General features: G+C 72.2%; 12 protein-coding genes. All 12 read left to right on the forward strand.

What is annotated here, in order from left to right:
• Positions 1-2: 2 nt before the first annotated feature.
• The 12 genes from pyrR (at position 3) to metK (ending at position 13,718) form a co-directional block, all read left to right on the forward strand.
• Positions 3-683 carry a bifunctional pyr operon transcriptional regulator/uracil phosphoribosyltransferase PyrR gene (gene pyrR / locus ACZ7LE_RS20025; protein ID WP_470405002.1) on the forward strand — a complete coding sequence of 227 codons (681 nt, stop codon included), beginning with the start codon at positions 3-5 and terminating at the stop codon, positions 681-683.
• Positions 680-1,747: an aspartate carbamoyltransferase catalytic subunit gene (locus ACZ7LE_RS20030; protein ID WP_470405003.1), complete on the forward strand. Its 1,068-nt coding sequence runs from the start codon at positions 680-682 to the stop codon at positions 1,745-1,747. Before pyrR ends, ACZ7LE_RS20030 begins: the two co-directional genes overlap by 4 nt.
• Positions 1,744-3,099: a dihydroorotase gene (locus ACZ7LE_RS20035; RefSeq protein WP_470405004.1), complete on the forward strand. Its 1,356-nt coding sequence runs from the start codon at positions 1,744-1,746 to the stop codon at positions 3,097-3,099. The genes ACZ7LE_RS20030 and ACZ7LE_RS20035 overlap by 4 nt, the downstream gene beginning before the upstream one ends.
• A complete protein-coding gene (locus tag ACZ7LE_RS20040) occupies positions 3,096-3,779 on the forward strand; it encodes a PH-like domain-containing protein (protein WP_470405005.1) in 684 nt (227 codons plus the stop codon). The genes ACZ7LE_RS20035 and ACZ7LE_RS20040 overlap by 4 nt, the downstream gene beginning before the upstream one ends.
• 23 nt (positions 3,780-3,802) lie before the next feature.
• The gene (carA, locus tag ACZ7LE_RS20045) at positions 3,803-5,155 is read left to right on the forward strand and encodes a glutamine-hydrolyzing carbamoyl-phosphate synthase small subunit (protein WP_470405321.1); all 1,353 of its coding nucleotides are present in this window, start codon (positions 3,803-3,805) and stop codon (positions 5,153-5,155) included.
• Positions 5,155-8,553 (forward strand): carbamoyl-phosphate synthase large subunit, encoded by a 3,399-nt coding sequence (gene carB / locus ACZ7LE_RS20050; RefSeq protein WP_470405006.1) that lies wholly within the window; start codon positions 5,155-5,157, stop codon positions 8,551-8,553. The genes carA and carB overlap by 1 nt, the downstream gene beginning before the upstream one ends.
• On the forward strand, positions 8,550-9,485 hold the full coding sequence (gene pyrF, locus ACZ7LE_RS20055) for an orotidine-5'-phosphate decarboxylase (protein ID WP_470405007.1): 936 nt from the start codon (positions 8,550-8,552) through the stop codon (positions 9,483-9,485). The genes carB and pyrF overlap by 4 nt, the downstream gene beginning before the upstream one ends.
• Before the next feature lie 277 nt (positions 9,486-9,762).
• Positions 9,763-10,074: an integration host factor, actinobacterial type gene (mihF, locus tag ACZ7LE_RS20060; RefSeq protein ID WP_020015403.1), complete on the forward strand. Its 312-nt coding sequence runs from the start codon at positions 9,763-9,765 to the stop codon at positions 10,072-10,074.
• Between the two features lie 31 nt (positions 10,075-10,105).
• The gene (gene gmk, locus ACZ7LE_RS20065) at positions 10,106-10,672 is read left to right on the forward strand and encodes a guanylate kinase (RefSeq protein ID WP_470405008.1); all 567 of its coding nucleotides are present in this window, start codon (positions 10,106-10,108) and stop codon (positions 10,670-10,672) included.
• Between the two features lie 92 nt (positions 10,673-10,764).
• Positions 10,765-11,100: a DNA-directed RNA polymerase subunit omega gene (gene rpoZ, locus ACZ7LE_RS20070; protein ID WP_020015401.1), complete on the forward strand. Its 336-nt coding sequence runs from the start codon at positions 10,765-10,767 to the stop codon at positions 11,098-11,100.
• Positions 11,101-11,188: 88 nt separating this feature from the next.
• Positions 11,189-12,469: a bifunctional phosphopantothenoylcysteine decarboxylase/phosphopantothenate synthase gene (locus ACZ7LE_RS20075; protein ID WP_470405009.1), complete on the forward strand. Its 1,281-nt coding sequence runs from the start codon at positions 11,189-11,191 to the stop codon at positions 12,467-12,469.
• Positions 12,470-12,527: 58 nt separating this feature from the next.
• On the forward strand, positions 12,528-13,718 hold the full coding sequence (gene metK, locus ACZ7LE_RS20080; protein ID WP_397395147.1) for a methionine adenosyltransferase: 1,191 nt from the start codon (positions 12,528-12,530) through the stop codon (positions 13,716-13,718).
• The last annotated feature ends 133 nt before the right edge of the window (positions 13,719-13,851 follow it).

The raw sequence follows: 13,851 nt of genomic DNA on the forward strand, positions 1-13,851 counted from the left end.
AGATGAACCCTGGCACCCGCATGCCCGAATCCAGCGAGACCCCGAGCGCCGCCGCCGAGAGGACGGTGCTCGGCGAGGCCGACATCGCCCGGGCGCTCACCCGCATCGCCCACGAGATCGTGGAGCGCAACAAGGGCGCCGCCGACCTGCTGCTGCTCGGCATCCCGACCCGCGGCGTGCAGCTCGCCCGCCGGCTGGCCGAGCGGCTCGCGCAGATCGAGCCCACCTTCAGCGGTGAGCACGGCACGCTGGACGTGACCATGTACCGCGACGACCTGCGTCGTCAGCCCACGCGCGCCGTCGGACAGACGGTCCTGCCGGGCAGCCTGGACGGCACGATCGACGACAAGGTGGTCGTCCTCGTGGACGACGTGCTCTTCTCCGGCCGCACCATCCGCGCCGCGCTCGACGCCCTGAACGACCTCGGCCGCCCCCGCGTGGTGCAGCTCGCCGCCCTCGTGGACCGCGGGCACCGCGAGCTCCCGATCCGCGCGGACTACGTGGGCAAGAACCTGCCCACCTCGCGCAGCGAGCGCGTCCGGGTCCGCCTGGCCGACGTCGACGGGGGAGCGGACGCCGTCGTGATCAGCGAGGCCGCGCCGACCGCCAGCCCTACGACGGCGAGCCCCACCAGCACGAGCACCAGCCCCGCCCCCGCGAGCACCGAGAGGGGCGCCCGATGAAGCACCTCCTGACCACCCAGGACATGTCCAAGGACGACGCGATCCTGCTCCTGGACACCTCCGCGCAGATGGCCGCGACCCAGTCGCGCGAGAACAAGAAGCTGCCGACGCTGCGCGGCCGCACCGTCGTGAACCTGTTCTACGAGGACTCCACGCGCACCCGGATCTCGTTCGAGACGGCGGCCAAGCGCCTGTCGGCCGACGTCATCAACTTCTCGGCCAAGGGGTCGAGCGTCTCCAAGGGCGAGTCGCTCAAGGACACCGCGCTGACCCTGCACGCCATGGGGGCGGACGCCGTGGTCGTGCGCCACTCGGCCTCGGGCGCGGCGCACCAGCTCGCGCACGCGGGCTGGCTCGACGCGGGCGTGCTCAACGCCGGCGACGGCATGCACCAGCACCCCACGCAGGCGCTGCTGGACGCGTTCACGATCCGCCGCCACCTCGTGGGCCGCGTGGGTGATGACGGCCGCGGCGTCGACACCTCGGTCGGCGCGGACCTCGCCGGCCTGCGCATCGCGATCGTCGGCGACGTGCTGCACTCCCGGGTCGCGCGGTCCAACGTCTACCTGCTGCACACCCTGGGCGCCGAGGTCACGCTGGTCGCACCGCCCACGCTCGTGCCGGTGGGCGTGGAGACCTGGCCGTGCCGGGTGTCGTACCACCTGGACGAGACGCTCGAGCAGTGGCAGCCGGATGCGGTCATGATGCTGCGGGTGCAGCGTGAGCGGATGTCGGGCGGTTCGGGGTCGTTCTTCCCGAGCCCGATGGAGTACAGCCGCAAGTTCGGGTTCGACGCCCGCCGGCTCGCGGTCCTGCCGGACCACGCGATCGTGATGCACCCCGGGCCGATGAACCGCGGCCTGGAGATCTCGGCGGCCGCCGCCGACCACCCCCGCTCCGTGATCGTGGAGCAGGTGGCCAACGGCGTCGCCGTGCGCATGGCCGCCCTGTACCTGCTGCTGTCCGGCACCGGCAGCACGAGCACCGACAGCAGCGGTACCGGCAGCACGAGCACCGACAGCACGAGCACAGTTTCCAGCACCGACGAGAGGAACGTCCTGTGAGCACCGCGAGACCGCAGACCTATGTCCTGCGAGGGGTCCGTCCCTACGGTACGGACCCGGTCGACGTCGTGCTGGCGGACGGCGTGATCGCCGCCCTCGGGGCGCCCGGCACGGTCGAGGTGCCCGACGGCGCGCACGAGATCCCGGCGGAGGAGCATGTGCTCCTGCCCGGCCTCGTCGACCTGCACACCCACCTGCGCGAGCCGGGCCGGGAGGACGCCGAGACGGTGTTCTCCGGCACCCGCGCCGCCGCCGCGGGCGGCTTCACGGCGGTGCACGCCATGGCCAACACGACGCCGACGCAGGACACCGCGGGCGTCGTCGAGCAGGTCCACCGGCTGGGCGAGCAGGCCGGCTGGGTGGACGTGCACCCCGTGGGCGCGGTCACCGTGGGCCTGGGCGGCGAGAAGCTCGCCGAGCTGGGCGCCATGGCCGACTCCGCCGCCCGCGTGCGCGTCTTCTCCGACGACGGCAAGTGCGTGCACGACCCGGTCCTGATGCGCCGCGCGCTGGAGTACGTCAAGGCGTTCGACGGCGTCGTCGCGCAGCACGCGCAGGAGCCGCGCCTGACCGAGGGCGCGCAGATGAACGAGGGCGTCGTCTCCGCGCAGATCGGCCTGACGGGCTGGCCCGCCGTGGCCGAGGAGTCGATCATCGCCCGCGACGTGCTGCTGGCCGAGCACGTGGGCTCGCGCCTGCACGTGTGCCACCTGTCGACCGCCGGCTCGGTGGAGATCGTCCGCTGGGCCAAGGGCCGCGGCATCGACGTCACCGCCGAGGTGACGCCGCACCACCTGGTGCTCACGGACGAGCTGGCCCGCGACTACGACCCGGTGTTCAAGGTGAACCCGCCGCTGCGCACGGCCAAGGATGTCGAGGCGGTCCGCGAGGGCCTGGCCGACGGCACCATCGACATCGTCGCCACCGACCACGCGCCGCACCCGGTCGAGGACAAGGACTGCGAGTGGGCCTCGGCGGCCTTCGGCATGACCGGCCTGGAGACGGCGCTGTCCGTGGTCCAGCAGACCATGGTCGACACCGGTCGCCTGACCTGGGCCGACGTCGCCCGCGTGCTGTCGGAGAACCCCGCCCGCATCGGCCGGATCGGCGCGACCCAGGGCCGCCCGATCGCCGTCGGCGAGCCCGCCAACCTGGTCCTCGTCGACCCGGCCGCGACCCGCGCGATCGACGGCCGCAGCCAGGTCACCGCGAGCGACAACACCCCGTTCCAGGGCATGGAGCTCCCCGGCCGCGTGGTCGCCACGTTCCTCCGGGGCCGCGCGACGGTCCTGGACGGCGCGCCCGTCGACGGCACGGTCGCCGACGGCGCTCTCGAAGGAGCCGCCCGATGACCACCCTGGCCGTAGTCCTGCTGGCCGTCCTCGCGGTCTTCCTCGTCCTGTACGTGACGCTCATCGGACGCCGCCGGCTCGCGCAGCGCACCACCACGGTCGTGCCCGTGCCGCCGGCGCCGCCCGCGGACGGCGCCGCGGATGGCCCCGCGGACGGCCCTGGCGAAGTGCGCTCCGGACCCGTGGAGGCGATCTACGTCTCGACCACCCTGCACGGCGACTGGCTCGCCCGGGTGGGCGCCCACGGCCTGGGCGACCGTTCGCACGCGGTCGTCACGGTGCACCAGCACGGCGTCCTCATCGAACGTGACGGCACCGACGACCTGTGGCTCCCCGTGAGCACCATCCGCAGCGCGGGCCTCGCCCCGGGCATGGCGGGCAAGTACGTCGGCGCGGACGGGCTCGTGGTCCTGACCTGGGCCGTCCCGGAGGCCGACGGCGTCCCGGCGGCCCTGGTCGACACCGGGCTGCGCCCGCGGCGCGCGGAGGACCGCGGCGGCCTGGTGGACGCCGTCCGCCACCTGCTCGCGGCCCAGCAGAGCCCGCACGGCCCGCAGAGCCCGCACGGCCAGCAGGGCCCGCAGAGCCAGCAGCACCCCGAACAGCAGTACCCGCACCAGCAGTACCCGCACCAGCAGTACCCGCACCAGCAGTACCCGCACCAGCAGGAGGCCCGGTGACCATCCCGACGACGTCCGCAGAGATGTCCGCAGAGGCGGCAGCACAGCCGTCCGTAACTACCGCAGCGCTGGTCCTCGAGGACGGCACCACCTACCGCGGCCGCGCCTACGGCGCCACCGGCACGACGTTCGGCGAGATCGTCTTCTCCACCGGCATGACCGGTTACCAGGAGACGTTGACCGACCCGTCCTACCACCGGCAGATCGTCGTCATGACGGCGCCGCACGTCGGCAACACCGGCGTGAACGACGAGGACCCCGAGTCGGGCCGCATCTGGGTCTCCGGCTACGTGGTGCGCGACCCCGCGCGCCGGGTCTCGAACTGGCGCGCGCAGCGCTCGCTCGGCGAGGAGCTCGCCGCGCAGGGCGTCGTCGGCATCTCCGACATCGACACCCGCGCGCTGACCCGCCGTCTGCGCGAGGAGGGCGTGATGCGCGCCGGGATCTTCTCCGGCGACGACCTGGTGCGCGGCGGCTACCCGCGCCCCGTCGAGGAGCTCGTGGCCGAGGTGCAGGCCTCGCCCCAGATGGCGGGCGCGAACCTTGCCGGGGAGGTCTCCACGAAGGAGGCCTACACGGTGGAGCCGGCCGGCGAGTGGCTGGAGAACAACCCCGGGCGCACCCCCGTCGCGACCGTCGTCGCCGTCGACCTGGGCATCAAGTCCATGACGCCGGCGCGGCTGGCCGAGCGCGGCGTGCGCGTCGTCGTCGTGCCGCAGTCCTCGACGATCGACGACGTCCTGGGCGCCTTCGCGGGCCTTCCCGACGACGCGCCCCGCGGCGTGTTCTTCTCGAACGGCCCCGGCGACCCCGGCGCCGCCGACCACGAGGTCGAGCTGCTGCGCGCGGTCCTGGACCGCCGCATCCCGTTCTTCGGCATCTGCTTCGGCAACCAGCTCCTGGGCCGCGCGCTCGGCTACGGTACGTACAAGCTCGGCTACGGCCACCGGGGCATCAACCAGCCCGTGCTCGACCGCACGACCGGCAAGGTCGAGGTCACCGCGCACAACCACGGCTTCGCGGTCGACGCGCCCGTGGTGGACGACGCCGGCGCCCCCGCCGTCTCGCAGGCTCCCTACGACGCCAGCAGGAACGACGCCAGCAGGAACGACGACAGCAGGGCCGACGGCGGCCGCTACGGCCGCGTCGTCGTCTCCCACGTGGGCCTCAACGACCAGGTCGTGGAGGGGCTGACCTGCCTCGACCTGCCCGCCTTCTCGGTGCAGTACCACCCCGAGGCGGCCGCCGGCCCGCACGACGCCGCGTACCTGTTCGACCGGTTCGTCGGCCTGCTGACGAACCCGGCGGCGTGGCCGCCGGCCCTCAAGACCCAACCCACCGCAGCAGCACAGCTCAACACCGAGGAGAACCACTGATGCCTCGCCGTAACGACCTCTCCTCGGTCCTGGTCATCGGGTCCGGCCCGATCGTCATCGGCCAGGCCTGCGAGTTCGACTACTCCGGGACCCAGGCCTGCCGGGTGCTGAAGGAGGAGGGCCTGCGGGTCATCCTGGTCAACTCGAACCCGGCCACGATCATGACGGACCCCGAGTTCGCGGACGCGACCTACGTGGAGCCGATCACCACCGAGGTGCTGACCACCATCATCGCCAAGGAGCGCCCCGACGCCCTGCTGCCCACCCTGGGCGGGCAGACGGCGCTGAACGCCGCCATCGCGCTGGACGAGGCCGGCGTGCTGGAGAAGTACGGCGTCGAGCTGATCGGCGCCAACATCCCCGCCATCCAGAAGGGCGAGGACCGCCAGCAGTTCAAGGACGTCGTCGAGAAGTGCGGCGGCGAGTCGGCCCGCTCGGAGATCGTGCACACGATCGACGAGGCCCTCAAGGCGGCCGAGATCCTGGGCTACCCGATGGTCGTGCGCCCGTCGTTCACCATGGGCGGCCTCGGCTCCGGCCTGGCCTACGACGAGGCGGACCTGCACCGCATCGTCGGGCAGGGCCTGCACTACTCGCCCACCACGGAGGTGCTCCTGGAGGAGTCCATCCTGGGGTGGAAGGAGTACGAGCTGGAGCTCATGCGCGACAAGGACGACAACGTCGTGGTCGTCTGCTCCATCGAGAACGTGGACCCCGTGGGCGTGCACACCGGCGACTCGGTGACCGTGGCGCCCGCGCTGACGCTCACCGACCGCGAGTACCAGAAGCTGCGCGACATCGGCATCGCCGTGATCCGCGAGGTCGGCGTCGACACCGGTGGCTGCAACATCCAGTTCGCCATCGACCCCGCCGACGGGCGCATCATCGTCATCGAGATGAACCCCCGCGTCTCCCGCTCCTCGGCGCTGGCCTCCAAGGCGACCGGCTTCCCGATCGCGAAGATCGCGGCCAAGCTCGCCGTCGGCTACACGCTCGACGAGATCCCGAACGACATCACCAAGGTGACCCCCGCGAGCTTCGAGCCCACGCTCGACTACGTCGTGGTCAAGGTCCCGCGGTTCGCGTTCGAGAAGTTCCCCGCCGCCGACGACACCCTGACCACCACCATGAAGTCGGTGGGCGAGGCCATGGCGCTGGGCCGCAACTTCACGGAGGCGCTCGGCAAGGCCCTGCGCTCCATCGACAAGGGCGGCGTGCAGTTCCACTGGGACGGCGACGCCCCGACGGGCGACGAGCTCGCCACCCTGCTCAAGGAGATCGAGCGGCCCACCGAGCAGCGCCTCGTGCAGGTCCAGCAGGCCCTGCGCTCGGTCGGCACGCCCGGCGGCACCACGCTCGAGCAGGTCTTCGACGCGACCAAGATCGACCCCTGGTTCCTCGACCAGATCCAGCTCGTCAACGAGGTCGCGGCCGAGGTCGCGGCGTCGCCCACGGTCACCGAGGACCTGCTGCGCCACGCCAAGCGGCACGGCCTGTCCGACGCCCAGGTCGCGCGCCTGCGCGGCATGGGTGCCTCCGGCGAGTCCACGGTGCGCGAGATCCGGCACGCCCTGGGCGTCCGCCCGGTCTACAAGACCGTGGACACCTGCGCGGCCGAGTTCGCGGCCAAGACCCCGTACCACTACTCGAGCTACGACTCCGAGACCGAGGTCGCGCCCCGCGAGCGGGAGGCCGTGATCATCCTCGGCTCCGGGCCCAACCGCATCGGCCAGGGCATCGAGTTCGACTACTCGTGCGTGCACGCCACCCTGGCGCTGGCGGAGAAGTACGAGACCGTCATGGTCAACTGCAACCCCGAGACGGTGTCCACGGACTACGACACGTCCGACCGCCTGTACTTCGAGCCGCTGACCTTCGAGGACGTCCTGGAGGTCTACCAGGCCGAGCTCGCGGCCGGACCGGTCAAGGGCATCATCGTCCAGCTCGGCGGGCAGACGCCGCTGAGCCTCGCGCGGCGTCTCGCCGAGGCCGGGCTGCCGATCCTCGGCACCAGCCCCGAGGCGATCGACGCCGCGGAGGACCGCGGCATCTTCGGCCAGGTGCTGCTCGACGCCGGCCTCCCGGCCCCCGCGTTCGGCACGGCCCGCTCGCTGGCCCAGGCGCGCGACGTCGCCGAGGGCATCGGCTACCCGGTGCTCGTGCGCCCGTCGTACGTGCTGGGCGGGCGCGGTATGGAGATCGTCTACAGCGAGGACCAGCTCACCGGCTACGTCGAGCGCGCGCTGACCGAGAGCGCGGCCGCGGCCGCGCTGAACGGGGCGCCCGGCACCCTGGCCGCGCCGCTCCTGATCGACCGCTTCCTGGACGACGCGATGGAGATCGACGTCGACGCCCTGTACGACGGCGAGGAGCTGTTCCTCGGCGGCGTCATGGAGCACATCGAGGAGGCCGGCATCCACTCCGGCGACTCGGCCTGCGTGCTGCCCCCGGTCTCGCTCAGCGAGGCCGAGATCGCGCGCATCCGGCGCTCCACCGAGGCCATCGCCAAGGGCGTGGGCGTGCGCGGCCTGCTCAACGTCCAGTACGCGCTCGTCAGCGACGTCCTGTACGTCCTGGAGGCCAACCCCCGCGCGTCGCGCACCGTGCCGTTCGTCTCCAAGGCGACGGGCACGCCGCTGGCCAAGGCCGCGGCCCGCGTCATGGTCGGCGAGTCCATCGCCGACCTGCGCGCGGCGGGCGTGCTCCCGGAGCACGACGGCGCCACGCTCGACCTGGGCGCGCCGCTGGCCGTCAAGGAGGCCGTGCTGCCGTTCAAGCGGTTCCGCACCCGCGAGGGCCTGGTCGTCGACTCCGTGCTCGGCCCGGAGATGCGCTCCACGGGCGAGGTCATGGGCTTCGACAAGGACTTCCCGCACGCGTTCGCCAAGTCGCAGGCGGCGGCGTTCGGCGGGCTGCCGACGTCGGGCACGGTGTTCGTCTCCGTGGCCGACAGCGACAAGCGGCACGTCGTCTTCCCGGTCAAGCGCCTGGTGGAGCTCGGCTTCAAGGTGCTCGCCACGGCCGGCACCGCGAACGTGCTGCGCCGCAACGGCATCGAGGCCACCGAGGTGCGCAAGCACACCGAGGGCCGCGGGCCGGACGGCGAGCTCACCGTCGTCGGGCTCATCACCGAGGGGCAGATCGACCTCGTGGTGAACTCGCCGTCGGGCCAGGGCGCCCGTGCGGACGGCTACGAGATCCGCGCGGCGACGACGGCGGCCGACAAGCCGATCGCGACCACGGTGGACCAGCTCGCGGCGGCGGTGCAGGGCATCGAGGCGGTGCTGGCGGGCCCGTTCGAGGTGGCGAGCCTCCAGGAGCACACGGCCGCCACCACCGCACGCCGTGCGGCCGCGCAGGTGGGCGTCGTGGCGCCGACGGCGGGGGCGCACGCGTGAGCGCCGGTTCCGGAGGCATCACGCCGTTCGGCGCCCGCCTGGCCGCCGCCATGGACGAGCACGGGCCGCTCTGCGTGGGCATCGACCCGCACGCGTCGCTCCTGCACGCCTGGGGCCTGTCCGACGACGTCGCCGGCTTGCGGGAGTTCTCCCTGCGCGTCGTGGACGCGCTCGGGGGCCAGGTCGCGGCGTTCAAGCCGCAGGCGGCGTTCTTCGAGCGGCACGGCTCGCGCGGCCTCGCGGTGCTGGAGGAGGTGCTCGCGGCTGCTCGCTCCACGGGTTCGGGCAGCGGTTCGGGCAGCACAGGCACGCTGACGATCGTCGACGCCAAGCGCGGCGACATCGGCTCGACCATGGGCGCCTACGCCGACGCGTTCCTGGCGGACGGCTCGCCCCTGGCCGGCGACGCCCTGACGGTCTCGCCGTACCTCGGCTTCGGCTCGCTGGAGCCCGCGGTCGAGCTCGCCGCGGCCACGGGCCGCGGCCTGTTCGTGCTGTGCCTCACCTCCAACAAGGAGGGCTTCGAGGTGCAGCACGCGGTGCGCCGCAGCGCGGGAGCGGGCGCCGAGGGCGAGGGCACCGGCGAGGAACACGGTACGTCGGTCGCCGCCCTCATGGCGGCGCACGCCGCGGTGCTCAACGCGGGCGCCGAGCCCATGGGCTCGGTGGGCCTGGTGGTGGGCGCCACGATCGGCGACGCGGTGGCCGCGACGGGCACCGACCTGGTGGCCGTCAACGGCCCGCTGCTGGCTCCCGGCGTCGGCGCGCAGGGGGCGGGGGAGCGCGAGCTCGCCACGACGTTCGGCGGCGCCCGGCGGAACGTGCTGGCGTCGTCGTCCCGCGGGGTGCTCGCGGCAGGACCGGACCCTCAGGCGCTGGTGAGCGCCGCGCGCGCGGCCGCGCGGGAGGCGACGGAGGCGTTGCGAGGCTGATTCTCGCGTTGAACCGCGTGTTGGACAAAGCGCCCTCGATCCCTACGGATCGGGGGCGCTTTGTTGTGAAATGTACTAATTGCCTAAAAGCGCATGTGCATGAGTTTTCACGAAGTGGCGTTCTGCGATTGCCGACCTCTGAGGCGATGGCTACTTTCGATGCAGCAGTTCACACCAGACCGGTTGCGGGCCAGGTCACGGACTTGGGCATCGGGCCCGAGCGAGGACCGGACGTCCCGAGTCAGAAGACCGGTCGAGACACGAGTAGGTGACTTGCGTGGCACTACCACCCCTCACACCCGAGCAGCGTGCGGCAGCACTCGAGAAGGCAGCCGAGGCGCGACGCGCGCGGGCAGAGATCAAGAACAAGCTCAAGTACTCGCAAGGTTCCCTGAGGGAGGTCATCGAGCAGGGCCAGAAGGACGACGTCGTCGGCAAGCTCAAGGTCGTCTCGTTGCTCGAGTCGCTGCCCGGGGTCGGTAAGGTTAAGGCCAGGGCGATCATGGAAGAGATCGGGATCGCCGAGACCCGCCGCGTCCGAGGCCTCGGACCGCACCAGTCGGCGGCGCTCATCGAGAGGTTTGGCTGAGATCAGTACGACACAACCCGCACGGCTGACCGTGCTCGCAGGTCCCACCGCGGTGGGCAAGGGCACGGTCTCCGCCGACGTGCGGGACCGTTATCCGCAGGTCTGGCTCTCCGTGTCGGCGACCACCCGGTCGCCGCGCCCGGGCGAGGTGGACGGAGTGCACTACCTGTTCGTGTCTCCGGAGGAGTTCGACCGCATGGTCGCCTCCGACGAGATGCTCGAGTGGGCGGTGGTGCACGGTCGTAACCGGTACGGGACGCCACGGCGACCGGTCGAGCAGAAGCTCGCCGCCGGGGTCCCCGTGCTCCTGGAGATCGACCTCCAGGGCGCGCGCCAGGTGCGCGACGCGGTCACGGCCTCGGGCCTCGAGGCCCGGTTCGTCTTCCTCGCCCCGCCGAGCTTCGACGAGCTCGTCCGACGGCTCGTCGGTCGCGGCACCGAGGACTCGGAGGAGCGGGAGCGGCGGCTCGCCACGGCGCGCGTCGAGCTCGCCGCCGAGGAGGAGTTCGACGTCACCATCGTGAACGACGACGTCCATCGCGCCACGGACGCGCTCGTCGCCTTCATGGGTGTGGGTTCCACCACACCGGTCGGCTGACCCGGCGTGCTGCCTGCCACCTCCGGGTGACAGAGCAGGTAGACTCGTTCCTCGGACTTTCCCCCGTCACCCAAGACTTCTGGAGCTTCACCATGGCCGGAACCGTCGCCGCCCCTGAGGGCATCACCGACCCGCCGATCGACGAGCTGCTCGAGCGCATCGACTCGAAGTACGGCCTCGTGCTGTACGCGTCTATGCGCGCCCGTCAGATCAACGCGTACTACTCGCAGCTCAACGAGGGCCTCCTGGAGAACGTGGGCCCGCTCGTCGAGACCCGCAACCAGGAGAAGCCCCTCTCCATCGCGATGCGCGAGATCACCCAGGGCCTCCTCACCATCGAGGAGGTCGACCCGGCCGAGGTGCAGGCGCAGGCGGACGCCGCTGCCGCCGCGAAGGCCGAGCAGTCGCTGCCCGAGTTCCCGGCCTGACCGGACGTGACCGGCAGGCCGCTGGTCCTTCGGTCCACGGGCATCTCAGGTCGACGTACATGCTGACGGACGTGGAGGGCGACCACCGATGAGGATCCTCCTCGGCGTCTCCGGTGGGATCGCCGCGTACAAGGCGGTGCTCCTGCTGCGGCTCCTGCGCGAGCAGGGGCACGCCGTGCGCGTGATCCCCACGCGCGCGGCGCTGGAGTTCGTGGGCGCCCCGACGTTCGAGGCGCTGTCGGGCGAGCCCGTCAGCACCGAGGTGTTCGACGACGTCCCCGGCGTGCAGCACGTGTCACTGGGGCAGCACGCCGACCTCGTGATCGTCGCGCCGGCCACCGCAGACCTCATGGCGCGTGCCGCCACGGGGCTCGCGGACGACCTGCTCACCACCACGCTCCTCGCCGCGCGCTGCCTGGTGGTGCTCGCCCCGGCGATGCACACCGAGATGTGGGAGCACGCAGCCACCCGGGCGAACGTGGCGACCCTGCGCGAGCGGGGCGTCCACGTGATCGAGCCCGCCTCGGGCCGCCTGACCGGCACCGACACCGGCCCGGGGCGGCTGCCCGACCCCGAGGACATCGCGCGCGAGGCGCTCTCGCTGGTCGACCCCTCGCTGGTCGACCCGCCGGTGGTTGAGCCTGCCGAGACCGCCCCGGCGGGCGTGCCCGTCGAGAACCTCGACCTCGCCGGCCGTCGCGTCGTCGTGTCCGCGGGCGGCACGCGTGAGGCCATCGACCCGGTGCGGTTCATCGGCAACCGGTCCAGCGGTCGGCAGGGCGTGGCGCTGGCGCAGGCAGCCGCCGCGCGCGGTGCCGACGTGACGCTCGTGGCCGCGAACCTCGCGCAGGACGTCACCGACCAGGTCCTGGCCGGCCCGCGGGCCTGCTCCGTCGTGCAGGTGGAGTCCACGGTGGAGCTGCGCGACGCGGTCCGGGCCGTGGGCGCGGAGGCGGACGTCGTGGTGATGGCCGCCGCCGTGGCGGACTTCCGCCCGGCCGTCACGCCCGACGCCAAGATCAAGAAGGTGCCGGGGCAGGGTCCCGCGCCCATCGAGCTGGTCGAGAACCCCGACATCCTCGCGGAGATCGCGCACGACCGGCTGCGTCCCGGCCAGGTGGTCGTGGGCTTCGCCGCGGAGACGGGTGACGCGTCGGGCAGCGTGCTGGAGCACGGCCGGGCCAAGGCCCGGCGCAAGGGCGCCGACCTGATCGCGGTGAACGCGGTCGGTGCGGGGCGCGGTTTCGGCACCGAGAGCAACGAGGTCACGATCCTGGACGGGGCCGGCGACGTCGTCGGACTGGCCTCGGGGAGCAAGCGCGAGGTGGCGGACGCCCTGTGGGACGCCGTCGCCAAGCTGCTGCCGTGACCCCCGTCTCACCTGCCAGGATCGACTTCTCGCTGTGCGAGACCGTAGGCTGGTGCCCATGAGCGAGCTGCGCCTTTTCACGTCCGAGTCCGTGACCGAGGGTCATCCGGACAAGGTCTGTGATCAGATCAGCGACGCCATCCTCGACGCCCTGCTGGAGCAGGACCCCACGTCGCGCGTCGCGGTGGAGACCATGGTCACCACCGGGCTGGTGCACGTCGCGGGCGAGGTCACCACCGAGGCGTACGTCGAGATCCCGCAGATCGTCCGGGACGTGGTGCGCGGCATCGGCTACACGTCGTCCGCCATCGGGTTCGACGGCGACTCGTGCGGCGTGTCCGTCTCCATCGGGCAGCAGTCGCCCGACATCGCGCAGGGCGTCGACAAGGCCCTTGAGATGCGCGACGACACGAGCGACCTCGACCCGCTCGACGCCCAGGGCGCCGGCGACCAGGGCCTGATGTTCGGCTACGCGTCCGACGAGACGCCCGCCTACATGCCCGTGGCCGGCTGGCTGGCGCACCGGCTGTCGGAGCGGCTGGCCGCCGTGCGCAAGTCCGGCGAGCTGCTGGGCCTGCGCCCGGACGGCAAGACCCAGGTGACCATCGGGTACGACGGCGACCGGCCCGTCGCCGTCGACACGGTGGTGCTCTCCACCCAGCACGACGCCGACGTGCTGCAGGAGAAGCTGCACGTCGAGGTGGCCGAGATCGTCATCGCCCCCGTGCTGGAGTCGGCGGGGCTCGACTGGGCCGGCGCACGGCAGTTCGTGAACCCGACCGGCAAGTTCGTCATCGGCGGCCCGCAGGGCGACGCCGGCCTGACGGGCCGCAAGATCATCGTCGACACCTACGGCGGCATGGCGCGGCACGGCGGCGGCGCCTTCTCGGGCAAGGACCCGTCCAAGGTGGACCGGTCGGGTGCGTACGCCATGCGCTGGGTGGCCAAGAACGTCGTGGCCGCCGGGCTCGCGCGGCGCTGCGAGGTGCAGGTCGCCTACGCCATCGGCAAGGCACACCCCGTGGGCCTCTACGTCGAGACCTTCGGCACCGAGACCGTGCCGGTCTCGAAGATCACGGCGGCGATCCACGAGGTGTTCGACCTGCGTCCCGCGGCGATCGTGCGCGACCTGGACCTGCTGCGGCCGATCTACCGGGCCACCTCCACGTACGGGCACTTCGGCCGCGACCTGCCCGACTTCACGTGGGAGCGCACCGATCGGGTCGAGGACCTGCTGAGCCTGTTCTGACGGCATCTGTACCCGAAGGGTCCTGAGGTCGGCAGCCCGCTGTTCGGGTGCTTCGAGGTCGGCACAGGCCTGGACCGACCTCGAAGCAGAGTGCCGACCTCGCCGCGTCGTGTTCAGCGCCATGCGTGGTGCC

It is taken from the genome of Promicromonospora sp. NPDC110617 (assembly GCF_055598465.1).